The sequence below is a fragment of the Duodenibacillus massiliensis genome, assembly GCF_928721995.1.
Classification (GTDB): Bacteria; Pseudomonadota; Gammaproteobacteria; order Burkholderiales; family Burkholderiaceae_F; genus Duodenibacillus; species Duodenibacillus massiliensis.
The window spans coordinates 684012-708047 of record NZ_OV788642.1 but is presented as its reverse complement, the minus strand read 5'-3'; the positions used below and the strand labels follow the sequence as shown (position 1 = coordinate 708047).

The following is a 24036-nucleotide window of genomic DNA, read 5'->3' as shown; positions in this document are numbered from 1 at the left end:
GTAGCATCATGCAAAAGCTTCCCGTTCCTCCCGACAACAGTTTCTTTTACAGAACCGATGTCAGTGGTTGCCGGCATCTGAAAGTCAGACCATGGCGATGGCTGACTGCGGTTTTGCTGGCTGCGGCTTTTCTGCTTTCTTATTTTCTTGATATCCAGGTACTGGAAGGTTCCATGGTGGCGAGCCGGCTGATGGGCTTTCATTTGGCGGATCTCTACAGCGGGCTGGAAGTTATCGCTGCACATGGTTCTATTGCAACAAATCTGGCGCTCGGAATGACGTTTATCGGGCTGGCCTACTGGATTTTAGGAGGCAGAACATTCTGTGCATGGGCCTGTCCTTATGGTCTCTTGTCCGAGTGGGCGGAATTGATTCATCTAAATCTTGTTAAGAAGGGCTGGATTCGCCACAGACGGTTGCTCACAACAAGGATTAAATACGTATTTACAGTGTCCTTTTTAGCCGCGAGTTTTCTCTCCGGTTACCTGGTTTTCAGTCATATCAATCTGGTGGGTCTGCTCTCGCGGCTCATGATATACGGACTTACGGAGTCGGCACTTATCATCATTTTTGTTCTTGTGGTGGAAATCTTTTTCTCGCGGCGGTTTTGGTGTCGGGCTGTTTGTCCGAGCGGTGCTGTATACGGCTTACTTAATCCCGTGAGTATTATCCGGATTGAAGCTGATCGCAGCCGGTGTGATAAATGCGGAGCTTGTACACCGAACTGTCATGTGCCCGAGGCTTTGGCTGACGTTTTTGAGAAAAAAGACGGAACTGTTTTTTTGAATTCCACTGACTGCACAATGTGTGCAAAATGCATGGATTCCTGCTCAAGAAATGTGTTTCATTTCAGCAATCGCTTGAAGAGGTGGGTTTGATTATGGTTATTGAAGCGGGACACATCAGCAAATCATTTGGTCCGCAGAATGTTCTGAACGATGTGTCACTGAACATTGATAACGGCGAACGAGTGATCATCTTGGGGCAAAACGGAGCCGGTAAGACCACGTTGCTGCGCTGCCTTTTAGGTCAATATCGGCTTGATTCCGGTAGTGTCAGACTCTGCGGAGCAGATCCGGTGACTGACCGTCAGACGGCACTTGCCAATGTGGCTTTTATCCCTCAACTTCCTCCGCCTCTGCCGTTTTCGGTGCACGAACTTTTCCGTTATGCGTCTTGCACGAGTGGTCTTGATGTGCACGAAGCGGAACACTATTGCGATTGTTTCGGGCTTTCAGTGAAGGAGCACTACGGCAAGGCATTCAGCAAGCTTTCCGGCGGTATGAAGCAGAAGGTGCTTGCGGCGCTGGCTTTTGCCCGGCATGCATCTGTCATGCTCTTTGATGAACCGACGGCCAATCTTGATACGGAAGGGCGGCGTGTTTTCGGAGAAATCATCCGCGATTCCCGGTTTAGTGAGACCACAATGGTTTTTATCAGTCATCGTTTGGAAGAACTCAATGCCGTGCTCAATCGGGCGGTTTGGCTTGACTTGGGAAAAGTTGTTAAGGATGAAAAATTATGACAATGAAATGGTCTGTGCTGATTACCGCTGTTCTTTGTTCACTTAGTTTGTCCGCCTGCAGTGACCGGGAATCTTTATCCCCGAAAGATCCTGCCTGGGACCGCGATGTTTGTCACCGCTGTCAGATGATGATCAGTGACCGAAACTATTCGGCACAGGTGATCAATCCCGCAAAGGGAGAGCACTACTTCTTTGATGATTTGGGCTGTGCGCTTAATTGGCTGCAGGAAACAAAGCCTGTGTGGAAAAATGAAGCTTTGATTTATGCCAACGATGCTCGTTCGGGAAAATGGGTGGATGTGCGTCAGGGAATTATCGCGGTTCAGTTTGTTACGCCCATGTCTTACGGAATGGGAGTTTTCAGTAAAGATACCAAAATGCCGGAGGATAAAACGGTTTTGACGTTCGAGCAGGCAATAGAGCGCGCCGTGTCGGTTAAACACAGCAAGATGCAGCACAACGCCCGGTGACGGAGAACGGGGTAGACAAATGCAGAATTTCGGTATCATTTTTCGCCTCAGCACATTGGCAAGCCTGCGTTCTCGTTGGTTTTGGGGCTATACGATCATTATTTTCGGGTTTATTGCTCTGATTTTTTCTTCCGGCGTGACGGACAGCCGTGTAATGGGCTTTACAGGACTCACCAGACTCCTTGTTATTTTTATTCAGGCGTGCAATCTCGTCCTGCCGGTATTCATTTTGGTCAGTACTGTCCGGACACTCGTCAAGGAGCGTGAAACCAATGTTTTTGAGTATCTGCTGAGCTATCCGATCTCCCTGGGAGATTATTACTGGGGAAAAGCAGCCTGTGCGGTTATCACGACAATGGTCCCGCTCGCCGCAGCACTTGCAGGGGCGGCTCTTTGGTCCTGTTTTATGGGACAGACGGCATCCGTCGGGCTGATCGCCCTTTATACAGCCTTGCTACTGGCTTCGTCCCTCTTTTTTATCGGCCTGAGTTTCTTGATTTCATCCGTTGTCCGTACTCAGGAGGCCGGGCTCACCTGCGCATTGCTGATTTGGCTCACTCTCATTGCTTTGCTTGATGTGGCATTGCTGGGTTTTCTTATCAAACTGCAGGTTCCTGAAAATATTATTTATGCGGCAGCGCTTTTAAATCCAGTGCAGGTATTTAAGATCGCGGCGCTTTCACTCTTTGATCCTGTGCTCGCGGTACTGGGGCCGGCTTCTTACTTTATCCTTGATCTGTTCGGAAATACACTGCTGATTGTGACAGCGCTGTTGTACTTAACCGGTGCGGGACTTCTCTTTTTGTATCTTGGCTATCGACGCTTTACCCGCAGAGATCTGCTGTAGGCTGAGATTGCGATGTTGCGACCGTTATTTCTGGTACTGCTTTGGGTAGCTCCGTTGCTGCCCTGTGCTGTGTCGGCTACAGTTTGGGGAGAAACAAGTGAACCCCCGGTGCAGATCGGAGCACTGCAGCGCTCCGATCTGGAAGAAATTTCATCTCAGGAAGCAATTTTTTTGGACCGCTTGCGCCGTGAACTCTTGCCCCGGCAGGTCACGCTCCAGTATTACGGTGAAAATGACCTGATTCACATGGTTCAAAACGGGGAGTTGAATTTTGTCATTACTGATGCTGCGGTCTATGCCTCCCTGCAGTCAGCGGTTGAGCTGCGCCCTTTGGCAGGTCTTGTCTATCCGGAGGCAGCTGATGCCGATCACATGACCGCTTCTGTTGCTTTCACTGCACAGCACGAAGCGGGCTCCCTCAGTCTTGCTGAAATTAAGGGGCGTCGATTATTCGTCACCGACAAACATTCATTCGGCGGCTTTTTGGCCTTTGCGGCAGAACTTAAAGACGAAGGATTCGATCCCGAGGAATTTTTTTCGGATGTTTCTGAGTTTCAGAAAAGTGATGCAGAACTTGTCAAAACAGTATTGAAAACGCCCGGAGCCGTCGGCGTTCTGCCGGCCTGTACACTCGAGAGGCTACAGTCAGCCGGGTTTATCGACGCCGCGGGACTTACTGTGATCAATGCCAAAAACGGTGGCGGTCTGACATGCCGACACTCTACGAAGGTCTATCCCGGCTGGGTTTTGGCATCACTTCCTTCAAGTGACCTGGGTCTCGTCAGAATGGTGGCTGCCACAGCTCTGGCCGCCACGTCTCCGGGTATGCTTCAGTGGAGTTTTCCGCCAACAGATTTCAGGCGTGTCCACAACATTCTGATTGACCTGGGAATCGGTCCGTACGCCGGAAACGAGGGCAAGCTCTGGAAGGGGTTATTTCTTCGGTACCGCTGGTGGTTTGCCGGAATAGCGCTGTTCATGCTTTTGATCCTTGCGCACGGTGTTTTCGTTGCCTGGCTCGTTCGCACAAGAACAAAGGACTTGCGGTTGTCGTTGCTAAAGCAGCAAAAAATGACAGATGAGATACTGCAAACGAGAGCCCGTCTGCAGAGTATGGAAAAAGTTCAGACTGTCAGCCACATGTCTACGCTCTTTGCGCATGAGCTCAAACAGCCTCTGGCAGCGATCCGCAATTTCTCCTTGGGTCTTTTGAGACGCAGCCAGCGTGGTGAACTTGATGCGGAGACCATGCATTCGATTTTAGAAAAAATGGTTTTTCTCACGGAACAGGCCTCCAACATTGTTAACCATGTTCGCAAGTACGCCAAAGCCGGTAAAACTGAGAGACTGCGGGAAGACTTCAGAACTGTGATCCGGGAGGCTGTTGAATCGTTCGGTAAAACAGCAGATTTTCGAGTCCAGGTTTCTCTCAGCCTACCTTTGGTTCCGGTATGGGTGGAAATAAACCGGTGGGAGATCGAACTCGTTATTTTGAATCTTATCAAAAATGCTGCGGAAGCGACACATGAGGTCAAAAAACCAAAAATTGAAATCGTGCTTACCGAAGATGAACACCATGCCATTATGCGGATTACAGATAACGGGAAAGGAAGTCAGGATGTGCCCATCGATGAAATGTTCCGGCCTCTTTTTTCTACAAAAACCGGAGGAATGGGTTTGGGCCTTTCCATTGCCGAGAGTGTTGCCGAGAGCCACGGCGGCCGACTGAATGCGCGGCAAAACACCGGGTCCGGGTTGACGATGGAAATGATCTTGCCGCTGTACCAGGTCTTTCCGGAAGCCGTTGATTAACGAAAACGAAAAGCTGTATTATGAATTTGACTGACAATAAAAACAACGACTCGCCCGGAGTTCCCGTCATCCGTATTGTCGACGATGATGCAATGATGCTCAGTTCTTGGGTTTTTTTGCTCGAAGGAGAGCACAGGACTGTCAGAGCTTATACCAATGCTTTGGAATTTTTGGAGAAAGACGACCCGGAAGATCCCGGTTGTCTTCTGCTCGATGTACGTATGCCGGCTATGTCCGGACTCGAGCTTCAGGAGCTGATGTCATTGAAGGAAATTGACCTGCCGATCGTGTTTGTTTCCGGGCATGGGGACATTGATATGGTTGTCCATGCTCTCAAGCACGGAGCTTGCGATTTCCTTCAGAAGCCGGTGGATGAAGTGCGGTTACTCAATGCTTTGGATGCGGCGATAGAGAAAGACCGTCAGCATCGCGCAGAGGTCAGAGAGGTGCGTACTTTGGAAGAGCGTTACGACACCCTCACCGCACGCGAAAAAGAGGTTGTTGGTCTTGTCGGACAAGGCCTGATGAATAAAGTAGTTGCAGACCATATGGGAATCAGTGAACGCACGGTTCAGATCCATCGGGGTGTTGCCATGAAAAAACTGCGCGCCCGAAGTGTTGTGGACCTTGTGAAAATACTGCAGGGTTTGGGAATTCACGTGTAGGCTGAATGTAACATCACAGCGGTCTGATTCTTTTGGGAAGGCGTTTAGGGGTGTGTGTGGATTTTTGTGTCTAGCGCGGGTTTACGGTTGAGCTTGTATTGTTGACGAAGATTCATCATTTTTCAACTCTTCCCTGGTTGTTTTTCTTGGAATCTGCAGGCTGAGAGTCGATAATGTGGCTCGCGGATACGTTTCTGCCGCGGGAGCCCGACACCTTGGTGTTCGGGCCTGCAGAGTGGCAGAAAACGGAGCAGCCGGGCCGAGTTCACTTGAAGGCCGAGCTTGCGCTGAAAAATCCCGAGGCTTGTCTGCAACAAGCCTCTTTTGTTGTCTGCCGCAGCTTCACGAAGGAACACTGATGCCCGGATTCTTGGACCCTAAAGCCTATATTTTCGACCTTGACGGCACGCTCATTGATTCTCTGGGCGTCTGGGACAAGGTGGACGAAATCCTCGCCTCTGAAATCGCTCGGGTTGATTACAGCGACCTTGATCTTCCCCGGTTTCGTGAGATTTCTCTGGCTCAAAACAGCCAAAAAGCGAGTCCCTACGAGGCCTTCTGCGGAGAGCTCGGAAAGCGTCTCGGCTCAGACCTTTCCGCGGCTGAAGTTCACGCACGGCGTTACGCCATCAGCCGCAGGCTTCTTAAGGAGACGATGCGGCTGAAGCCCGGAGCTGCCGACCTTCTGAAACTCTTAAAGTCTGCGGGCAAGCGCCTGGTGCTTGCCACGACCACGCGCCGCGCCAATGTCGACATCTACTGCGACATCAATCCCGTGATCCGTTCTGAAATTTTGCTGCGCGACATCTTTGACTTCATGCTCACGCACGAAGACGTTACGGCGATAAAGCCGGACCCTGAGGTCTACCTCAAGGCGCTCGCAGGATTGGGGCTTGCGGCTAACGACTGCCTCGTGATCGAAGACAGTCTGCCGGGCGTTGAGGCAGCCAAGGCCGCGGGACTCACGGTGGTTGCTCTTGAGGAGCCGCATTCGGCGGCTGATGAAGAACTGATCCGGACAAAGGCGGACGGCTTTTACGCCGGTCTTCCGGCACTCACCGCTGACATTCGTCAGGCGCTTGCCGAATAAAAACTCCGGGCAAAAGAAAAACGCATCGCGGAGCAATCGTCGATGCGTTTCTCAGGAACTTTTTTGCCTTATGCACGCCCCCGGCTGAGGGACAGAAGGCGTGCGGCGCCAAAGCTCGACAGGTCAGGCTGATTAAGCCATCGCCTTGATGGAGGCGGACAGGCGGCTCTTATGACGGGCAGCGGCATTGTGGTGCAGAACACCCTTGCCTGCCATCGCGTCAATGACGCACTGAGCCTGCTTGAAGGCTTCAGCAGCGGCGGTCTTGTCGCCGGCGAGAATCAGCTTGCGCACCTTCTTGATGGCGGTGCGGTACTGGCTGCGCTGAGCCGAAAGGTGCTGGTTGCGGGCAACCGCCTGACGGGCGCGCTTGCGAGCTTGTTTGGTATTGGCCATTTATGTTTCCTGAAAAACGTTTGCCTGATGGTGAGGCACACACAGTATTAACCGGTATGCCCTTCGCATCTGTCAGCCGTGGGCTCGGCCGGTTTGGTTAGAATCACTTTTCAATGCGACAATGTCGCACCTGAGTCGGTTGACCCGACCCCTGAAAAGCCCCGCATTCTATCAAAACTCATGCCGTGAGACAAGTTGCAGAAGGCAGCGGGCCCACTCTGTTTTTGCTGCGGAAAAAGAAATCTTATGTCTTTGCTGCGTTCGGCCGCCACGGTCTCTGCGCTCACCCTGCTGTCGCGCGTCACGGGCCTTATCCGCGATATGCTGATTGCCCGCTATTTCGGCGTTTCTGGCGCCACCGACGCGTTTTACGTGGCTTTCAGAATTCCGAATCTTTTAAGACGTCTTTTTGCCGAAGGCGCGTTTTCCCAAGCGTTTCTGCCGATGTTAAGCGATGTGCGGGAAAAAGAAGGGGAAGAGAGGAGCAAAGAATTCATCTCGCATGTTTTCAGCCTTTTGGCGGTTGCGGTTTTTGCCGTGAGCGTGCTGGGTGTTATCTGCGCGCCGCTCATTATTTGGGTGATCGCCACGGGCTTTGCCGAAAATCCGGAAACCTTTGACCTCGCGGCAGCCCTTACGCGCTGTATGTTTCCCTACATCATCTTTATGAGTCTTGTGGCCTTTGCGGCGGCCGTACTCAATACGTGGAAGCATTTTGCCGTGCCCGCTTTTACGCCGGTTCTTTTAAATCTCTCGTTTATCGCCGCGATTCTCTGTCTGGCCCCTTTTATGCAGGCGCCTATCTGGGCCCTGGCGGTTGCGGTGATCGGGGGCGGCATTCTGCAGCTTGCGATGCAGCTGATGGCCTTGAAGCGCCTGGGGCTTCTGCCGCGGTTTTGCTCTCCTTTTCAGTCACTTAAAGACAGTGCGGTGCGTCAGACCCTGCGTCTTATGGTTCCGGCCGTGGTCGGGGTGTCGGTCGCGCCGATTTCCATTCTCATCAACACCAACATTGCTTCGCGCCTCAATCACGGCGCCGTGACGTGGCTTAATTACGCCGACCGTCTGATGGAATTTCCGACGGCGCTTCTCGGGGTCGCCCTGGGAACGGTACTGCTGCCGAGTCTGGCCTCGGCCTTTAACCGCGGGGAGCTTGACCGCTACAACCGCCTTCTGGACCGGGGACTGAGACTCGTAGTGCTTTTTGCCGTGCCGGCTGCCGTCGGGCTCTGGCTCTTGGCCGAGTGCTTCGCTTCGGTCCTTTTTCAGGGGAAAAACTTTACGGCCGCAGACGTCATGCAGACGGCGGTTGCCATTGAAGGCTACGCGGCCGGGTTAATCGGCCTTATCGGAATCAAAATCATTGCGCCCGCGTTTTACGCAAGAAAAGACATCCGCACGCCGGTGAAGGCGGCGGTTGCTTCGGTTGTGTTCGTTCAGGCCTGTAATTTTGTGACGGTTCCGGCATTTTCACACGCGGGGCTTGCGCTTTCGGTGGCACTCGGGGCCTGCTTTAACGCTCTCTGCCTTCTGACGGTGCTTTTAAAGCGCGGCTGGTATAAGCCCGAGGCGGGGTGGCTTCTTTATTTTGTCCGGACGCTTTTGGCGGCGGCGGTGCTTGGTGCGGTACTTTGGGGTATTGAAGCCGGATTTGCCGTCAGTTGGGCGCAGATGCAGTCCGCGTGGATCAGAAGACTAGTTCTTGCGGCGGGGGCAGTCGTTGCCGCAGGTGTGACATACTTTGCAGTATTGGCGGTTTTCGGCTGGCGGGCGCAGGAATTGCGCGGCGCAGTACAGGCCCGCAGGTCCGCAAACCGGTAATTTTTCCCCACAATCGAAAGGCTTTCCATCATGCCTGCTTCAACGCTCAGTCCTGAAGTCAAACGCCGTCTGCACATCGTGCAGGCCGACATCACAACGCTTAAGGTCGATGCCATTGTGAACGCTGCCAACGCTGACTTCAGAGGCGGGGGCGGTGTGGACGGCGCCATTCACCGCGCGGCCGGGCCCGAGCTCAGAAAAGCCTGCCGCGACTTTGTCAATCAGTTCGGGCGCTGTTTTGCCGGAGGCGCCGAGATGACGGAGGCGTTTAATCTCCCGTGCCGCTACATCATTCATGCCGTCGGGCCCGTCTGGTGCGGGGGCGGCGAAGGGGAGTCGGCGCTTTTGGCCCGTGCCTATGCGCGCTCCTTTGAGATTGCACGCGTAAAGGGAATCCGGACGCTTGCCTTTTCCTGTATTTCCACCGGCGTTTACGGCTACCCTAAAAAGGAAGCGGCCGAAACCGCCGTGGTGGTGGCAGGGCAGTTTCTGCTGACCGAGTGTCCCAACACCGAGGTGATCTTCTGCGTCTTTGATGATGAGACCCGGGGTATCTACGAGGGTCTTCTCGGTAAGAGCGCTGAAGACGCCGAAATCTGGCAGTAACAAAAAAGGACGGAAATTAAAACCTGTCCTCTTTTTCTGGTTGCCTGCGGCTTAACAGATACGCGGCAGGGGGTCGGAATTCAACCAGTCCACCAGGCGGTGGCCGCCCAAAAGCGTCTTCATCCGGACCGTTCCGGGATTTTCTTCGGTCACGGTTCCGATGACGGAGGCGTTTTTGCCGTGGGGGTTTCGGCGGATGATTTCAAGGGCTTTTTCTGCCGCACCCCCTTCCACAATCACGATGAGTTTGCCTTCGTTGGCAATGTAGAGGGGATCAAGCCCTAGAAACTCACAGGCTGACTGAACTTCCGGGGAAACGGGCACCGCTTCCTCGTCCATTTCAATGCCGACGGCCGACTGGCTTGCAATCTCGTTTAAGGTGGTGGCAAGGCCTCCGCGCGTCGGATCGCGCAGCACGTGAACTTTGCCGCCTAATGCTGCAATGAGGCTTTCGGTGATGTCGTTTAAGGGCGCCGTGTCACTTTTAAGATCAGTGCCGAAACTTAAGCCCTCACGGTGTGAGAGAATCGTGATGCCGTGGTCACCCATAGTCCCGGTGACGAGCACCGCATCGCCGGGTTTGGCCGCGCGTCCGGAGATGTGTACGCCGGCGTGTGCTTCCCCGAAACCGGTGGTGGCGATGTAAAGGCCGTCGCCGTGCCCTTTTTCCACGACCTTGGTGTCACCCGTGACAATCTGCACACCCGCTTCTTTTGCGGTTGAGGCCATCGAGTCAACGATGGTTTTGAGGGTTGCCAGGGGCAGCCCCTCCTCCATAATGAAGGAAGCCGTGAGATACAGGGGCTTTGCGCCGCAGACCGCAACATCGTTTACGGTCCCTGAAACTGCGAGCCGCCCGATGTCGCCTCCCGGGAAAATGAGGGGATTGACCACGTGGCCGTCGCAACTCATGACGGGCTGCCCCTTGATTGCCGGCAATACTGCGCCGTCGTGGCCCTCATCAAGGTAGGGGTTGGTGAAGGCCGGTGCAAACACTTCGGCAATGAGCTGCGAGGTGGCACGGCCCCCGGCACCGAAGGTCATGTCAACGACCCCGTGACGGATATCAAGCGGCCGGATGTAATTGGGTTTGACAGACATTGCGAATCCTCATTGTTTGGCGGCAAGACTTCGCCGTTCGTAAGAGTAAAACGCCGCACAGGCGCCTTCGCTGCTCACCATGCAAGCTCCGATCGGGTGAATGGGGGTGCAGACCGTGCCGAAGGCCTTGCAGTCTTTGGGCTCTTTTTCACCGCGCAAAATGGCGCCACACTCACAGGCCTTGTTGTCGGGCACAGGCTTTTCAACAAGCCCGAATTTCTTTTCCGCATCAAACCGGGCGTAGGCAGGGGCAATGGCAAGCGCACTTTCGGGGACTTCGCCAAGACCGCGCCAGCCGAAACTCTTGCGCCGTACAAAGACCTCGTCCATGAGGGTAATGGCAACGGTGTTGCCTTCCGGCGTTACAGCCCGGGTAAATTCGTTTTCCACAACGCTGCGCCCGTCGTTTACCTGCCGCACGAGCATGAGGATGCTCAGGAGCATGTCAAGCGGCTCAAACCCGCAGATCACAACCGGCATATGGTGGTGTTCGGCAAACCAGTGATAGGGCTTTTCGCCGATCACGGTGGAAACGTGCGCCGGGCCCACCAGGCCGTCAAGATGCACTTTTCCCAGCAGGATATGTTCCATGGCGGCCGGGGTGAGCACGTGCGAGCAGATCACCGAAAAGTTCGTGAGGTTTTCTTTGTCCGCAACTTTGATTGCGACCGCTGTAGGCGGCGTTGTCGTTTCAAAGCCGATTGCAAAGAAGACAACTTCCTTGTCGGGGTTTTCACGCGCCAGTTTCACCGCGTCCATGGGGGAATACACCATGCGGATATCCGCGCCCTGCGCCTTCGCTTTAAAAAGGGTCTGGCCTTTTCCCGCCGGCACACGCATCACGTCGGCGTAGGTGCAGAGAATCACGCCGGGCCTTGCGGAAAGCTCAACCGCCATGTCAATGCGGCCTGCGGGCAGTACGCACACGGGGCAACCCGGTCCGTGAATCATTTTGACGTTGGCGGGCAGAAGTTCCGTCAGTCCCCAGCGGGCCAGAACATGCGTGTGTCCGCCGCAAAACTCCATAAAGCGGTAACTTCTGTCGGGTTTTGCCTCGCGCCGGATTTCTTCTGCAATGGCCTGCGCTTTTTCGCGGTCGCGAAACTCAGTGACGTACTGCATCGCCTGCATCCTTTAAAGCGGCCATCTGAGCAAGCGTCTCCTGCGCTTTTTGGGCGTCAATCGTCTGCAGGGCAAACCCTACGTGAACGATCACCCAGTCGCCGTGCCTGACTTCAGGCGTAAGCGACACGTCAATTTCTTTGGTGACTCCCGACATCACGCACAGTGCGGATGTCCCGTTCACCGACTCAATCTGCGCAGGAACTGCCAGACACATGATTCATCTCCCGATATTTCAAAATCTGCGCCGCAACCAGCGCCTCACCGTAACTGACGGCCCCATCTCCGGGCGGCAGACTCTGCGGCATATAAACAGTCAGTCCGTGTTCACGCAGTCTCCGCGGTACGGATTCGGCTAAAACACGGTTTAAAAAAGATCCCCCCGCAAGGCACACGGTTTCCCCTGCGGGCACGACACGGCTCACCCAGTCCGAAAGGCCGGCTGCCACGGTCGCTTCAAAGTCCGCGGCGCACTGCCCGGTATTGTCGCCGGCAAGGCGCCTGTCGATAAGTTCAGCAAAAAGCGGCGTAAAGCTTAGTACGTTATCGTCTGAAACCGTCCAGCCATGAGGCTGAACACGCCCTTGGGCGTTGACGGCTTCGCTTTCAAGACGCATGGCGGCATAGGCTTCATCGTGCATTACTTCCACCAGGCCCAGTACGGCAGCCGCGGCATCAAAAAGACGCCCGAGCGAGGTCGTGCGGCCCGAGAGCCGGGGGCTTTTGATAAGTTCACGAACAGGCTGCCCGGTAAAGGCGGGCCACAGTGTTTCAATCACCTCGCCGCGGCCCGCCTTAAGGCACATCACGGCACCCATGCGCCGGGGTTCCCGTGCGGCTTTGTCAAAACCCGGCAGCGCCATCGTTTCAAGGTGCCCGATGCGGTCAAACGTGCCGTTCGTATGCACATGAAGGAGTTCGCCGCCCCAGGCCGTCCCGTCCGTGCCGTAGCCAACGCCGTCGGCAACGAGCGCCCAGGCGTCATTAGTCACCCCGTGCTCGCCCATGACGGCAGCGGCGTGCGCATGATGGTGCTGCACGGGGATAAGCGGTATGCCGAGCCTCTGCGCATAGTCTTCTGCAAGGTGCGTCGAATAAAAGTCCGGATGCAGGTCGCAGGCAACGGCCCCGGGGGAGACTTCCAAAATGTTGAGAAAGTGCTTTACCGAGCCCGCCAAGGCTCTGCAGGTTGATTCGTTGTCAGTGTCACCGATGTGTTCGGTGACAAAGGCTTCTTTTCCGCGCGTGATGCAGGCGGTGTTTTTCAGAAACGGTCCCGTTGCGAGAATGCTGTCGGCGGCATCAGCCGGAAAGGGGAGCGCAAGCGGCGTGTAGCCGCGGGCACGGCGCACCGTCTGGATGCCGTTTTTTGTATCGCGCACCACGGAGTCGTCACAGCGTACGACGATGTCGCGGTTGTGCAGCAAAAAGACGTCGGCAATGCCCATGAGCCTTCCGTAGGCTTCCTCGTTACCGGTCACCAAAGGTTCGCCCCCAGGATTGGCGCTTGTCATCACAAGCGTGAGGTCCACGGTGCGGTTTTCAAACGCGAGGTCCGTTTCAGGCTGCCCGAGGTATTCGTGAAAAAGAAGCAGGTGCACCGGCGTATAGGGGAGCATCACGCCCACCTCGCTGAAACCCCCGGCGACGCCCGGCGCAAGAAGCCGGTCGGCCGCCTCGGTTTTGGGCGCAAGGACAATCGGTCGCGCAACGGAAGTAAGCGCCTTTACGCCTGCCGCAGACAGCCGCACGAGTTCTGAAGCGCTTTCGGTGTTGGCGCACATGACGGCAAGCGGTTTTTCGCTTCGGCCCTTGCGCTCACGCAGCCGTGTGACGGCACGGCTGTTGCGGGCATCGCACACAAGGTGAAAGCCCCCGAGGCCCTTTACGGCGGCAATGCCGCCCGTAAGAATCACTTTAAGTGTCCCGGCAATCGCGTCGCCCGTAATGACGTTACCCTTATTGTCGGTGAGCGTGAGTTTCGGGCCGCAGACCGGACAGGCATTAGGCTGCGCGTGGAAGCGCCGGTCGGCCGGATTTTCGTATTCGGCGCGGCAGACCGGACACATCGGAAAGACCGCCATTGAGGTCTGTGCACGGTCATAGGGAATATGGCGCGTAATCGTGTGGCGCGGACCGCAGTGCGTGCAGTTAGTGAAGGCGTAGCGCCACCGGCGGTTCGTTTTGGTAAAGATCTCTGAAGCGCACTTGGCGCAGGTTGCGGCATCCGGCGTCACGGTTGTTCGGGCAGCGCCCTCGCGGCTTGTGGTGATCTCAAAGTCAGTTGCACCCGTGGGTGCGGAAAACCCGAGTGAGACGAGGGCATCAATCCGCGCAAGCGGTGCGTCACGCGCAACATCGCGGCGCAGTTCCCGGGCAAAGGACGCGACAGATGCCTCTTCGCCCTCAACGTTGACAACGACACCTTCGCTGTCGTTATAAACGTCGCCCGCAAGTTTCAGACGCCGGGCTGTGTTCCAGACGGTGGGCCTGAAACCCACCCCCTGCACAAGGCCCCGGATCCGAAACGATTCACGCACGCGCATTTTGACTGACCGTCCTTTGCCGCCCGGCTTAAAGGGTTGCGAGCGTGTATTGGGCCTTAAGCCACGCAAGCCACTTTTCAAGCCCCTCCCCGGTAGTGGCCGAAACCCGCAGTGACTGAATGCGGGGGTTGACGCGGCGCGCGTTCTCCTCGCATTTATCGAGATCAAATTTCACGTAGGGCGCAAGATCAATCTTATTGATGATCATCAGATCGGCCGCTGCAAACATGTCGGGGTATTTAAGGGGTTTATCTTCGCCTTCGGTAACGGAAATCACCACGACCTTGTGGGCCTCACCGAGGTCAAACTCCGCAGGGCACACGAGGTTGCCGACGTTTTCGATGAAAAGGACGGAGTTGTCCTGCGGAGACAGCGACTTCACGGCAAGCGTCACCTGTTCGGCATCGAGGTGACAGCCTTTGCCGGTATTAATCTGCACGGCGCGGGCTCCCGCTTCACGGATGCGGCTTGCGTCGTTGTCGGTCTGCAGATCCCCTTCGATGACGTTCATCACGGGGTCACCTTCTTTGCGTGCACGGACAGTGGCGGACAAAAGTTCAGTTTTTCCTGATCCCGGAGAGCTCACAAAATTCAATGCGAGGATTTTGTGGCGGCGGAATTCTTCCCGGAGTTTTTCGGCTTCCCGGTTGTTGCGCGCGAGAATGTCTTCCTCCACGGTCACCGTGCGGGAGGCGGCATGACTGTGTTCATGCGCGTGATCGTGGTCATGATGCTCATGCGTGTGATCGTGGTCATGCGGTCCGTGCGTGTGGGTGACGACGTTACCGTGTTCATCCACGTGGGTGTGGGTATGGCTGCCGCCGCAGCCGCAGGTTGTGCACATAACGTTTTTCTCCAAAATCTATTCAGGAACTTCAAAATCCAATACGCGCAGTTCATGCCCCTGCGTTGCCGTGAGATGGTAACCCCCGCATTCGGGGCAGGGTTCGCCGTGCCGGTGCAGGGGAACTTCTTTGCCGCAGTCCAGGCACCAGGCTTTCCCCGGGGGTGTTTCAATCGTAAGGCCCGCGCCTTTTAAAAGGCCCTCGCGCGTTACTGAGAGCCAGGCAAATTTCAGGGCCTCAATATCCACGCCCGCGAGTTCCCCGACGGCAACCCGCACGGAAAGCACGCGGTCAATAGCCTGAGCGGCCGCCGTTTTTTCCACGGCTTCAACAATGCCTTCAGCAATGGAAAGTTCATGCATGAGCGCTCACCTCATCCGTGGTGCCGTTGGTTTGCGGCATCTCAAAGTGCAGGCGGCACGGTACGCAGGCATCGATCCCCGCGAGCATCCAGGCGGCCTGGCGCCGGTAGTCTTCTTCCGAGAAGAATTCGATTTTAGAGAGCGCCTCCTCAGCTGCGCCGTGCCGGGCAAAGTTCCATTCCGTGGGCGCAGCGATCACGACGGACTCTACGCGGTTTAAGTCGCGGGCAAGTCTGATGCGGTGCGTCAAAAGCCCCCTCGCGGACTGCACCAGTGCCACCCCCGTGTCGGCGGCAACCGCGGCAGCCCGGACAAAATCAAAGGTTTTGGCCCAGTCCGTAAGCACCCGGATGATTTCAATCAGGCGCGCCACAAAAAGCGTTCTCACCGAGCAGCAGTAGAGCTCATCCAGATCGGCAATGAGGGGGTGCGATTTCCAGCGCGTCAGAGCCCCGGTCATGCGGGGTTTGCCTCTGACCGTGGGGTTTTGCGCGGAAAACTGCGGCGTAAACCACGTTTCAGCGTCCGCCGGCGAATGAGGATCCAGTGCGGGTGTCGTGAGAATCCCGCGGGAGGGGACCTGCTCCCAAAGCGCGGAGAAAAGCTGCGCGGCCGGGGTCTGCCCGTGCGTGATCCAGGACTCAAAGTCAGGAATTGAATCAAGCGCATTAAAGCCCGCGGCAGGACCCGTGATGAAGTGTTCGGTTTCAGCGGTCAGTGCCGCGCGGATTTTCGCAAAATCCGGTTTGACTGCGGAAAATTCTTGCGTCATCAGGGCGCGCAGTGCCCCCAGACGCCGCACGTCATGCGCGGGTTTAAGCCCCACGGCTCTCGGCGCGTCAAACGCGAGAAACCGCAGATGTTCGGCAGCCGTTTCGGCGGCAACCCTTTGGGCGTTCTCAGGCATTGCCTTGGCGGCAGCCCGGGCAGAGGCCGCCTCCCAGGCCGCCAGATGAGCCTGAGGGCAGAGCGCGTAGACCGAGGTGAGAAGAAGCTTGGGTGCGGCCGAGGAAAGCGACGTACCGGTGAGCGTTTTGGCTACCGTATCGTCGCGCCCGGAAACCGTGCGTACCGCGACGGTGTTGTCCTCGCGGACCGTGACGGTGATATCCACCGTGGCATCAGTGAGACTCATCGGCTCCTCCGTCGGTAAAGTCAGAAAAAAGCGCACGGCGCGTCACCGGATCCGAGAGGCTTTTGGCCGGTTTAACCGGTCTGGCGGGCGTGAGCTTTTCCCCGGGCTCGTCTTCGGGCACGTCCTCTTTCTTTTTGGAAAGCATCAATTGCAGGCACACACCGGCAAAGGCTTCGGCCGCGGCCTGATCGGCAAAATCAGTGACCGGGCTTTTCAGTGAACACATTAAGTACTGCCCGAGCACACTGTCGGCAACGCCCAGAAACGTAAAGGGGCCCGAGGGGAGCGGAATATCGATTTCCGCACCGGCCGCGACCGGTTTCCAGCGGGCCTTGTCGCCGCAGGCAAGCACCGCCTGCACCGACCACGGGGTCACCGCCACACCGAACCAGTGCGGACCGATCCGCTTAAAAGGCAGAACCTTCACATTCATGCGGGGATTGAGAATCGGCAGCCCCCGCATTCGCGTTGCGAGAATTTCCCGGAAACCGGCCTCGTAAAAGGGGGCCGGATCCTGCTGAAAGACCCTGAGGCGTCCTTCCTCACGGATAAAGACCGGACGGGGTGTCTGCCCGGTATGAGACCGATCGTAGGCGCGCGCGGCCTCATCCCTGTCAAAGGGCTTGGGCTTGCGGACGAGTTCAACGGGTTTGATTTCCATCGGTTGCCTCGCTGGAGGTGTCTGCCGCACTGTCGGTTTCGTCCTCGGGGACCGGGAGAAAAAGCGCCGCAGGTGTGTCGCAGTGCGGGCAGCTCCACCATTCGGGCAGTTCCGAAAAGGGGGTGCCCGGGGGCGTCTGCGTCTCGGGGCACCCTTCGGCCGGATCATAGATGTACCAGCAGACCTTGCACTGCATGCGTCCGCTTGCGGCAATGCGTTTGGCGCGTTGCGCATCCAGGCGCTTCTGGACCTCTTCAGAACTCACAAATTCCGTCACGGCTTACCTCCTTAACCGATCGCGCCGCGCGCCATGTCGCGGCGGATCCAGTCGGCAAGTTCCCGCAGTTTGGCTTCTGAGGTCGGAATATCTTCGCGGCCCGCGGGGACTTCAGGCGGAATAAGCGCCACCACCAGGCTGTCCATCAGGGTTTTGCCGGCATTGTTGAGAATGCGGCTGCGCCAGATGCCTTTGACGCGGGAAGCCTGAATACGGCTTTTGGCAAAGCCGGAAAGTTCGATGTCGACCTTGCCTTCCCCGAGCGTGGTGAGAATGTAATTCATGTCCGCGGGGTTTAAGGGCTGGCGTGACAGATCAATCTGATGGTCGGGCAACTCCGGAATCTTTGTGAGATCGGCGTCTTTTAAGGCCTGTCTGAGTTCGGAGAGCACGGGGCCCGCGGCAAAAAGGCCGTCGGGCTTTTTTTCCGGTTCCTTAATGTCGGTGTTGCCGGTCTCAAGCAGCGTTGTCACGCAGCGCGGCAGCAGTGCGGCCACAAGACTCGTCTGCTCGCCGATCGTGAGCCGCCAGACCGCGGGGATCTCGGTTTCTTCCGCGACGGCTTCACCCCCGCACAGAGAAATTTTGACTTCCCCCCTGCCGAGCGTCTGCTTTAAGAAGCGGTTGGTGCCGGCGTCAAGCCGCCCCAGATCCGTGATCCAGTGCAGTTCGTTTTTCGTGTCCTCTCCCGCCTTTTTAAAGACGTCCGCCATTTCTTCCAGAACTGCCAGCGTCTTTTGAGCGGCGCGTTTTTCCTCTTCAGGTTTCAGATCGGGACCGGTCCAGGCCGAATCCGTGATGTTGTGCGGCATGCGCTTCCTTTTAATGACTGTTTTAAAAATCGATTTCCCGGAGGGCTTTCGTTCAGGCGTTGCCGATCACAATCTTACGCTTGGGCTGCGCCGTCTCACCGGTCAGAATCTCAACAAGTTTTGCCTCATAGACGTCCCAGTCCTGAAGGCCTTCAATTGCACCCATCATTTCGCCGAAGCGAAAGACCGCAAGCGCCGGCAGCCTGCGGATGCCGAGCGTGTTGGCGATGCGGCGCCCGAAGGCCGGATCGGTAAAGCCCTGCGCCGTGAGAGTGCCGCCGAAAAGATTAAAGAGCTCCGGGCCGATCACGGCCATATCGAGTGTTTCCTTGTACATCACGGGGTCGTCGACAATACAAAGCGCGGAAAGTCCCTGAGCTTTTGTGACGGTTTCAGCGTTTGCGTCCGTGATGCGCGTAATCGTTTTGTCGTCCCAGATGCGCTTAAAAAGCGGGTGCTCATCGACGTTGATGCGCACGAGTTCCGCGGTCGGGACGTTAAGTTTGACTGCCATGAATGACCCGTTTGTTTCGGATGTAGTACCAATCATTCTGATGCAGTGAGAAAGGGGTGTAAATACTCCGTTGGTGCCGTTTTTGGTTTCTTCCCTCAGCCATCGGGAGTAAGTGTTCCCGATAAAGGAGATGGTTATTTTGCGGCAGGAAAAAATCACGTCAGAATTTCAGGGAAAATACCTAGATGGCATAACCTGCACAACGGAAACAAGATATTGCTGCGTGCTTAAAAAATAGGCATAACAGAAACCGGCTGAATTTGTGTGAAATTTTTTCAGCTCCTCTGAGATCTCCACACAAACAGTGGAAAAGGGTGGAAAACGCAGGGGGCTGATATCGCTGGAAATTTCATTTTCGCCCCGACGGGCTTGACAGTTTTTTCGTGTGCGGCTAAAAGGCAGACAGCATTTTCTTTGTTTTGTGACGGAGTCAGTTTTGTCGTTACCGCCGGAAGAAAAACCGTCGGCACCGCGGGTGGTGCGGCTTTACACCGATGAAGTGCTCGGGATCGTCATGAAACCGGCGGGACTTCTCGTGCACCGCAGCGAGGTGGCACCCAACGCGGAGGCCTTTGCGCTGCAGCAGGCCCGGGATCTTTTCGGGCGCCGCGTTTATGCTGCGCACCGCCTGGACAGAGGGACTTCCGGCGTTCTCATTTTTTCCTTTGATCCGGAAACGGCGGCAACCGTTGCCCGTCAGTTTGAGACCGGGGTCGTGAGAAAGCGCTACGCGGTGCTGGTGCGCGGCTGGATCAATGAACCCTGCCGCATTGATTACGCCTTAAAGCCCGTGCGTGATCCGTATCTGAGGACCCAGAAAACCGAAGCGCAGCCTGCGGTAACGGATATTGAGCCCTGGGCGCGCACTGAGGTGCCGGTTGCGTTCGGGGATTTTGCCTCGGTGCGGGTGACGCTTTTGGGGGCCGAACCCGAAACCGGCCGCAGGCATCAGATCCGCCGGCATTTAAAGCATATCGCCCACCCGGTGATCGGCGACTCCACCTACGGTAAAGGCGCCTTAAACCGCACGCTTGCGGCGTATTGGGGAGAGCAGAGGATGTTTCTGCACTGCGCGCGCCTGGCGCTCACGCATCCTGTCACCGGTGAACTCCTGGACATTACGGCGCCCGCCGACACAAAAATGAACCGCATACTGCAGTCTCTCGGGCTTGAGTCTTACTACAATGCCCGCGTGGCGGCGCCTTGGACCGATGCCGCGCCCCAGGCTGATTCTTGAGTAACTGTTATGTCTGATTTTTCCCGAATTCCCGAAAACCTTGCCCGTGTCCGTGAAAGGCTCGAAGCGGCCGCGAATACCTGCGGCAGAAGTGTCGTATTGCTCGCGGTTTCAAAAACGTTTCCCGCTGAAGCCGTGGATGCAGCGCTTGCTGTGGGCCAGAAAGCGTTCGGCGAAAACTATGTGCAGGAAGGTGTGGAAAAGATAGAGTGGTTTAAGGAAAAGAGGCCTGACTCAGGGATTGTCTGGCACTTTATCGGGCCGCTGCAGTCCAACAAAACGCGCCCTGTGGCCGAGCATTTTGACTGGGTGGAAAGTGTTGACCGCTTAAAAATCGCGCAGCGTTTAAATGACCAGAGGCCCGAAAATCTGCCGCCCTTAAATGTGCTCATTGAAGTCAATATTGACGGCGAATCCAGTAAAAGCGGTGTTGTGCCCGACGATCTTCCCGCTCTGATTGAATCCGTGAGAGCGCTTCCACGGCTCAAACTCAGAGGGCTCATGACGATTCCGGCGCCCGCTGACACCCGGGAAGAAAAGATGAAGCCCCTTATTGCCATGCGTGCGCTTTTTGACGGGCTCAAAGACCGTTACGGCTTTGACACGCTTTCCATGGGAATGAGCGCGGATATGACGGAGGCTGTTGAGGCCGGAAGCACCGAGGTTCGCGTCGGCAGCGCGATTTTCGGCGCCAGACACTATCCGGCCAAAGCCTGACGCAAAAAAAGAGGACGCCCGTAAAGACGTCCTCTTTTTCCAAGAAGCCCTCTGAAATTAACTCAGCACGGCACCCTTGCAGCCCGAACTCACAAGCTTGGCGTAGCGGGCGAGGTAGCCCGTGTTCACGCGCGGCGTTCTCGGCTTCCATTCGGCACGGCGCTTCGTCATTTCTTCGTCCGACACATCCACGCTGATCGTGTTGGCGGGAATGTCGATTTCGATCATGTCGCCTTCCTTGATGAGCGCAATGGGGCCGCCCACAGCAGCTTCCGGCGAGACGTGACCGATGGCGGCACCGCGGGTGGCGCCGGAGAAGCGTCCGTCGGTGATGAGAGCCACGCAGTTGCCGAGGCCCGAACCCATAATGGCGGAGGTGGGGTTGAGCATTTCGCGCATGCCGGGGCCGCCCTTGGGTCCTTCGTAGCGGATCACGACGACTTCGCCGGCGTTGATCTTGCCGCCGTAGATGGCGTTAAGCGCATCTTCTTCGCAGTCAAAGACGCGGGCCTTGCCCTTGTGATGCATCATTTCAGGAGCCACGGCCGAGCGCTTCACCACAGACCCTTCGGGAGCGAGGTTGCCCTTCAAAACAGCAATGCCGCCTTCCTTGCTGATGGGGTTATCAACGGTGTGAATGATCTCGGTGTTGAGAATCTTCGCGCCCTTGATGTTTTCGGCAACGGTCTTGCCGGTGACAGTCATCAGATCGGTCTTTAAGAACCCGAGCTTGGCGATTTCAGCCATCACCGCGCGGATGCCGCCCGCTTCGTCGAGTTCCTCGATGTAGTGGTTGCCGGCCGGAGCGAGGTGGCAGAGGTTCGGGGTGTGCTTGCTGATTTCGTTTGCGACCGAGAGATCAAGATCAATGCCGCATTCGTGCGCGATGGCGGGCAGGTGCAGCATGGAGTTCGTTGAGCAGCCGAGTGCCATGTCAATGGCAAGCGCGTTCATAAACGCGTCGCGCGTCATGATGTCGCGGGGCTTAAGGTCGTCACGGACGAGATCCATGATCTTCATGCCGCTTTCCTTGGCAAGGCGCAGGCGGGCGGAGTAAACGGCCGGAATCGTGCCGTTGCCGGGCAGCGCCATACCGAGCACTTCCGAGAGGCAGTTCATGGAGTTCGCGGTAAACATGCCCGAGCAGGAACCGCAGGACGGGCATGCCTTGTTTTCGAGGTCTTCAAACTGAATCGGCGTGATCTTGCCGGTTCGGAACTGACTCACCGCTTCGCTGATGTTGGAGTAGGAGACCTTGTGGCCTTCAAAGTGACCGGCAAGCATTGCGCCGCCGCTGATCACAATTGAAGGAATGTTAAGGCGCGCGGCGGCCATCAGAAGCCCGGGGACGTTTTTGTCGCAGGCAGCGACCATCACCAGGCCGTCAAAGGGGTGAGCCATTGCCATCGATTCGGTGGAGTCGGCAATGAGTTCGCGCGAAACCAGGGAGTACTTCATGCCGACGTGGCCCATCGCAAGGCCGTCGCAGACGGCAATTGCCGGGAACACAATCGGAACGCCGCCCGCCAAAGCCACGCCCTGCTTGACGGCATCGACAATCTTGTCAAGATTCATGTGGCCCGGAACGATGTCGTTCTTGGAGCTCACAACGCCGATCAGAGGCTTGCCGATTTCGGCATCACACAGGCCCAGGGCCTTTAAAAGCGAACGCTGCGGGGCGGCATTGATGCCCTTGGTTAACGGATCACTGCGCATAAACTTATTTTCTCCCATGAATACGCGGGGTTGTATTTGTGGTGTTATTCAGAATTGTCCGAAATAACGGTGTCTGCATATTGTATTGCTCACGCTGAAACAGACCTGACGAAAGGCGCGAAAACAGATACGTTTCTAGACTTAATCGAAACTGCCTGCGGTTTTTGTCTCAAGTGTTTTTTGGTGACGCCGGTAAAGCCACCAGAGCATCAGCGTCGTCACCACCCAGCTTGCGGGGTAGACGGCCATGAGCATGTTGTAGGTGGGGTCGGCGGCAAAAAGTGTTGCAACCCAGAGTACGCGGATCGAGCAGATGCACACCAATGTCACCACTGCCGGAGGCAGTGAATAACCGAAACCGCGCATGGCGTCAGACAAGGTTTCCATGATGACGTTAACCGGTTCGGGCAGCACCACCCAGAAGATGCGGGTAAGCCCCAGCGCAATAACGGACTCATCGGTCGTAAAGCAGGCGAGAAGTTCTCTTGCGAAAATCCAGATAAAGGCTACGAGAACGAAGGTCGCCGCAAAGTTAAGCCCCATGGAAATGAGGGTGGCGCGCCGGCAGCGCGCGAGGTTTCCCGCGCCCCAGTTCTGGCTCACGAACGTGGTGGCCGTGAGGCCAAAGGCATTGATAAAGCAGTAAACGTTGATTTCAATCGTAAAGGCTGCGACGCTTCCTGCCATCGCGGCAGGTCCGAGACTGTTGATTGCCGCCTGAATGATGAGGTTGGAAAGCGAAAAGACCATACTCTGCAGTCCCGCGGGCCACCCGATTCTCACCATGTTTTTCAGTGCCGTGCGGTTGACGGTGAAAAGCCTGGCGGGGATGAGCCTTAATTCATCATCGCGCCGCATGAGGCAGACCACAAGAATGGCGGCGGCCAGAGCGTTGGCAAGCGCCGTCGCAAGCGCCACGCCCCCGGCCTGCATGCCGCAGACCAAAACAAAAAAGAGGTTTCCGGCAATATTAAAAACCGTTGCGGCGCAAAGCGCCCACAAAGGGGTTTTCGTGTCGCCCTTGCTTCTGAAGACGGAAGCAAGGAAGTTATAAACCGCAATAAAAGGGATGCCCGCAAGGTAGACGCGCAGGTAGTCTTCGGCGTGCCCGAGAACGCTCTCAGGGACGTCAAGCACATCCATGATGAAGCCGCAGAAGATTTCCCCCAAAAGGGCAATGGCAACGCCAAAGGCGACCGACAGTGCAAAAGCCGTGTGTACGCTTTCAGAAGCGAGTTCTTTCTGCCGCATTCCGAGGTAGCGGGCCGTCACGACGTTAACGCCGAGCGCAAGCCCCATACACAGACTCACTATGAGACCGATCACCGGGACGTTGTTTCCCACGGCAGCCATTGCGTCGCTTGAGACGTAGTGTCCGAGGACAGCGACGTCGGCGGCATTAAAGAGCTGCTGCAGCACGCCCGTGAAGGCAAGCGGCAGCGCAATGATGATCATTTTGTCCCAGAGGGAGCCCTCGAGAAGGTTGAGTTCCTTGGCCTGTGACATGGTGCGTGTATCGTGAAAACCGTCGGATGAAGCGCTTTTTCGGCCGATTTTAAGCTTCGGACGGGCGGCAACCGATTCTTAAGGCAGGATTCTTTTTTCAGGCAGGAAAAAAGTACGAATGTGCATATTTATTGGGTCGAAACAGGTTTTACGGTCGACTAATCCTTTATAATTAATAGACAAGCTTAATTTTCAGCCCGCTTTAAGGTATCGTCCTTTGGCAGGCGTTTCGGGGCGCAGACACAATTCGGCA

The 24036-nt window shown here is 56.2% G+C and carries 26 protein-coding genes; 12 read left to right on the top strand and 14 right to left on the bottom strand.

Annotated elements, in window-relative coordinates; genetic code table 11:
• The first annotated feature begins 8 nt into the window (after positions 1-8).
• From NXF97_RS03195 to NXF97_RS03160, 8 genes are all read left to right on the top strand, one after another.
• Entirely contained in the window at positions 9-878 is an 870-nt protein-coding gene (locus tag NXF97_RS03195) for a NapH/MauN family ferredoxin-type protein (protein WP_022373420.1), read from the top strand.
• 2 nt (positions 879-880) lie between these two features.
• Positions 881-1525 (top strand): ABC transporter ATP-binding protein, encoded by a 645-nt coding sequence (locus tag NXF97_RS03190; protein ID WP_022373421.1) that lies wholly within the window; start codon positions 881-883, stop codon positions 1523-1525.
• On the top strand, positions 1522-1995 hold the full coding sequence (locus NXF97_RS03185; protein ID WP_274956450.1) for a hypothetical protein: 474 nt from the start codon (positions 1522-1524) through the stop codon (positions 1993-1995). Before NXF97_RS03190 ends, NXF97_RS03185 begins: the two co-directional genes overlap by 4 nt.
• Positions 1996-2014: 19 nt before the next feature.
• Positions 2015-2842: an ABC transporter permease gene (locus NXF97_RS03180; RefSeq protein WP_274956449.1), complete on the top strand. Its 828-nt coding sequence runs from the start codon at positions 2015-2017 to the stop codon at positions 2840-2842.
• A gap of 108 nt (positions 2843-2950) precedes the next feature.
• Positions 2951-4654, top strand: coding sequence for a sensor histidine kinase (locus NXF97_RS03175; RefSeq protein WP_274956448.1), 1704 nt, complete (start codon positions 2951-2953; stop codon positions 4652-4654).
• 20 nt (positions 4655-4674) lie between these two features.
• A complete protein-coding gene (locus tag NXF97_RS03170; protein ID WP_274956447.1) occupies positions 4675-5319 on the top strand; it encodes a response regulator transcription factor in 645 nt (214 codons plus the stop codon).
• Positions 5320-5492: 173 nt separating this feature from the next.
• Positions 5493-5678, top strand: coding sequence for a hypothetical protein (locus NXF97_RS03165; protein ID WP_274956446.1), 186 nt, complete (start codon positions 5493-5495; stop codon positions 5676-5678).
• The gene (locus tag NXF97_RS03160; RefSeq protein WP_022373427.1) at positions 5678-6409 is read left to right on the top strand and encodes an HAD family hydrolase; all 732 of its coding nucleotides are present in this window, start codon (positions 5678-5680) and stop codon (positions 6407-6409) included. The genes NXF97_RS03165 and NXF97_RS03160 overlap by 1 nt, the downstream gene beginning before the upstream one ends.
• 132 nt (positions 6410-6541) lie before the next feature.
• Here NXF97_RS03160 and rpsT read toward each other — a convergent pair whose 3' ends face one another.
• Positions 6542-6805 carry a 30S ribosomal protein S20 gene (rpsT, locus tag NXF97_RS03155; protein WP_022373428.1) on the bottom strand — a complete coding sequence of 88 codons (264 nt, stop codon included), beginning with the start codon at positions 6803-6805 and terminating at the stop codon, positions 6542-6544.
• 246 nt (positions 6806-7051) lie between these two features.
• On the opposite strand from rpsT, the gene murJ reads away from it, so the two are divergent.
• Together murJ and NXF97_RS03145 are read left to right on the top strand one after the other, a co-directional pair.
• Positions 7052-8626, top strand: coding sequence for a murein biosynthesis integral membrane protein MurJ (gene murJ / locus NXF97_RS03150; protein WP_074009921.1), 1575 nt, complete (start codon positions 7052-7054; stop codon positions 8624-8626).
• A 30-nt stretch (positions 8627-8656) separates the two neighbouring features.
• Complete coding sequence (locus tag NXF97_RS03145; RefSeq protein ID WP_022373430.1) at positions 8657-9232, top strand: macro domain-containing protein; 576 nt, start codon at positions 8657-8659, stop codon at positions 9230-9232.
• Positions 9233-9283: 51 nt separating this feature from the next.
• Here NXF97_RS03145 and hypE read toward each other — a convergent pair whose 3' ends face one another.
• The 11 genes from hypE to NXF97_RS03090 are packed head-to-tail and all read right to left on the bottom strand — an operon-like array spanning position 9284 to position 18607.
• Positions 9284-10333 (bottom strand): hydrogenase expression/formation protein HypE, encoded by a 1050-nt coding sequence (hypE, locus tag NXF97_RS03140; RefSeq protein ID WP_274956445.1) that lies wholly within the window; start codon positions 10331-10333, stop codon positions 9284-9286.
• 9 nt (positions 10334-10342) lie between these two features.
• Complete coding sequence (gene hypD, locus NXF97_RS03135; RefSeq protein WP_274956444.1) at positions 10343-11455, bottom strand: hydrogenase formation protein HypD; 1113 nt, start codon at positions 11453-11455, stop codon at positions 10343-10345.
• On the bottom strand, positions 11439-11672 hold the full coding sequence (locus NXF97_RS03130; protein WP_022373433.1) for a HypC/HybG/HupF family hydrogenase formation chaperone: 234 nt from the start codon (positions 11670-11672) through the stop codon (positions 11439-11441). The genes hypD and NXF97_RS03130 overlap by 17 nt, the downstream gene beginning before the upstream one ends.
• Positions 11644-14001 carry a carbamoyltransferase HypF gene (gene hypF, locus NXF97_RS03125; RefSeq protein ID WP_274956443.1) on the bottom strand — a complete coding sequence of 786 codons (2358 nt, stop codon included), beginning with the start codon at positions 13999-14001 and terminating at the stop codon, positions 11644-11646. The genes NXF97_RS03130 and hypF overlap by 29 nt, the downstream gene beginning before the upstream one ends.
• A 28-nt stretch (positions 14002-14029) precedes the next feature.
• Positions 14030-14845, bottom strand: coding sequence for a hydrogenase nickel incorporation protein HypB (hypB, locus tag NXF97_RS03120; RefSeq protein ID WP_022373435.1), 816 nt, complete (start codon positions 14843-14845; stop codon positions 14030-14032).
• A gap of 18 nt (positions 14846-14863) precedes the next feature.
• Complete coding sequence (locus NXF97_RS03115) at positions 14864-15208, bottom strand: hydrogenase maturation nickel metallochaperone HypA (protein WP_022373436.1); 345 nt, start codon at positions 15206-15208, stop codon at positions 14864-14866.
• Positions 15201-16343 carry a hypothetical protein gene (locus tag NXF97_RS03110; protein ID WP_274956442.1) on the bottom strand — a complete coding sequence of 381 codons (1143 nt, stop codon included), beginning with the start codon at positions 16341-16343 and terminating at the stop codon, positions 15201-15203. Before NXF97_RS03110 ends, NXF97_RS03115 begins: the two co-directional genes overlap by 8 nt.
• The gene (hybE, locus tag NXF97_RS03105; protein ID WP_074009926.1) at positions 16330-17004 is read right to left on the bottom strand and encodes a [NiFe]-hydrogenase assembly chaperone HybE; all 675 of its coding nucleotides are present in this window, start codon (positions 17002-17004) and stop codon (positions 16330-16332) included. Before hybE ends, NXF97_RS03110 begins: the two co-directional genes overlap by 14 nt.
• On the bottom strand, positions 16985-17281 hold the full coding sequence (locus NXF97_RS03100; protein ID WP_022373439.1) for a rubredoxin: 297 nt from the start codon (positions 17279-17281) through the stop codon (positions 16985-16987). The genes hybE and NXF97_RS03100 overlap by 20 nt, the downstream gene beginning before the upstream one ends.
• An 11-nt stretch (positions 17282-17292) precedes the next feature.
• Positions 17293-18093 carry a hydrogenase expression/formation C-terminal domain-containing protein gene (locus NXF97_RS03095; RefSeq protein ID WP_022373440.1) on the bottom strand — a complete coding sequence of 267 codons (801 nt, stop codon included), beginning with the start codon at positions 18091-18093 and terminating at the stop codon, positions 17293-17295.
• A gap of 52 nt (positions 18094-18145) precedes the next feature.
• Positions 18146-18607, bottom strand: a complete 462-nt coding sequence (locus tag NXF97_RS03090) for a hydrogenase expression protein HyaE (protein WP_274956441.1) — start codon at positions 18605-18607, stop codon at positions 18146-18148.
• 436 nt (positions 18608-19043) lie between these two features.
• Between NXF97_RS03090 and NXF97_RS03085 the strand changes: the two genes are divergently transcribed.
• Entirely contained in the window at positions 19044-19844 is an 801-nt protein-coding gene (locus tag NXF97_RS03085) for a pseudouridine synthase (protein ID WP_274956440.1), read from the top strand.
• A gap of 9 nt (positions 19845-19853) precedes the next feature.
• Positions 19854-20561, top strand: coding sequence for a YggS family pyridoxal phosphate-dependent enzyme (locus NXF97_RS03080; protein ID WP_274956439.1), 708 nt, complete (start codon positions 19854-19856; stop codon positions 20559-20561).
• Positions 20562-20618: 57 nt separating this feature from the next.
• On the opposite strand, the gene ilvD is transcribed toward NXF97_RS03080, so the two are convergent.
• Positions 20619-22277, bottom strand: a complete 1659-nt coding sequence (gene ilvD / locus NXF97_RS03075) for a dihydroxy-acid dehydratase (RefSeq protein WP_274956438.1) — start codon at positions 22275-22277, stop codon at positions 20619-20621.
• 141 nt (positions 22278-22418) lie between these two features.
• Positions 22419-23783, bottom strand: a complete 1365-nt coding sequence (locus tag NXF97_RS03070; protein WP_274956437.1) for an MATE family efflux transporter — start codon at positions 23781-23783, stop codon at positions 22419-22421.
• Positions 23784-24036: the final 253 nt, after the last annotated feature.

Coding starts and splice junctions, on each gene's coding strand:
- NXF97_RS03195 (WP_022373420.1), top strand. CDS start 9: ATGCAAAAGCTTCCCGTTCCTCCCGACAACAGTTTCTTTTACAGAACC.
- NXF97_RS03190 (WP_022373421.1), top strand. CDS start 881: ATGGTTATTGAAGCGGGACACATCAGCAAATCATTTGGTCCGCAGAAT.
- NXF97_RS03185 (WP_274956450.1), top strand. CDS start 1,522: ATGACAATGAAATGGTCTGTGCTGATTACCGCTGTTCTTTGTTCACTT.
- NXF97_RS03180 (WP_274956449.1), top strand. CDS start 2,015: ATGCAGAATTTCGGTATCATTTTTCGCCTCAGCACATTGGCAAGCCTG.
- NXF97_RS03170 (WP_274956447.1), top strand. CDS start 4,675: ATGAATTTGACTGACAATAAAAACAACGACTCGCCCGGAGTTCCCGTC.
- NXF97_RS03165 (WP_274956446.1), top strand. CDS start 5,493: ATGTGGCTCGCGGATACGTTTCTGCCGCGGGAGCCCGACACCTTGGTG.
- NXF97_RS03160 (WP_022373427.1), top strand. CDS start 5,678: ATGCCCGGATTCTTGGACCCTAAAGCCTATATTTTCGACCTTGACGGC.
- rpsT (WP_022373428.1), bottom strand. CDS start 6,805: ATGGCCAATACCAAACAAGCTCGCAAGCGCGCCCGTCAGGCGGTTGCC.
- murJ (WP_074009921.1), top strand. CDS start 7,052: ATGTCTTTGCTGCGTTCGGCCGCCACGGTCTCTGCGCTCACCCTGCTG.
- NXF97_RS03145 (WP_022373430.1), top strand. CDS start 8,657: ATGCCTGCTTCAACGCTCAGTCCTGAAGTCAAACGCCGTCTGCACATC.
- hypE (WP_274956445.1), bottom strand. CDS start 10,333: ATGTCTGTCAAACCCAATTACATCCGGCCGCTTGATATCCGTCACGGG.
- hypD (WP_274956444.1), bottom strand. CDS start 11,455: ATGCAGTACGTCACTGAGTTTCGCGACCGCGAAAAAGCGCAGGCCATT.
- NXF97_RS03130 (WP_022373433.1), bottom strand. CDS start 11,672: ATGTGTCTGGCAGTTCCTGCGCAGATTGAGTCGGTGAACGGGACATCC.
- hypF (WP_274956443.1), bottom strand. CDS start 14,001: ATGCGCGTGCGTGAATCGTTTCGGATCCGGGGCCTTGTGCAGGGGGTG.
- hypB (WP_022373435.1), bottom strand. CDS start 14,845: ATGTGCACAACCTGCGGCTGCGGCGGCAGCCATACCCACACCCACGTG.
- NXF97_RS03115 (WP_022373436.1), bottom strand. CDS start 15,208: ATGCATGAACTTTCCATTGCTGAAGGCATTGTTGAAGCCGTGGAAAAA.
- NXF97_RS03110 (WP_274956442.1), bottom strand. CDS start 16,343: ATGAGTCTCACTGATGCCACGGTGGATATCACCGTCACGGTCCGCGAG.
- hybE (WP_074009926.1), bottom strand. CDS start 17,004: ATGGAAATCAAACCCGTTGAACTCGTCCGCAAGCCCAAGCCCTTTGAC.
- NXF97_RS03095 (WP_022373440.1), bottom strand. CDS start 18,093: ATGCCGCACAACATCACGGATTCGGCCTGGACCGGTCCCGATCTGAAA.
- NXF97_RS03090 (WP_274956441.1), bottom strand. CDS start 18,607: ATGGCAGTCAAACTTAACGTCCCGACCGCGGAACTCGTGCGCATCAAC.
- NXF97_RS03080 (WP_274956439.1), top strand. CDS start 19,854: ATGTCTGATTTTTCCCGAATTCCCGAAAACCTTGCCCGTGTCCGTGAA.
- ilvD (WP_274956438.1), bottom strand. CDS start 22,277: ATGCGCAGTGATCCGTTAACCAAGGGCATCAATGCCGCCCCGCAGCGT.
- NXF97_RS03070 (WP_274956437.1), bottom strand. CDS start 23,783: ATGTCACAGGCCAAGGAACTCAACCTTCTCGAGGGCTCCCTCTGGGAC.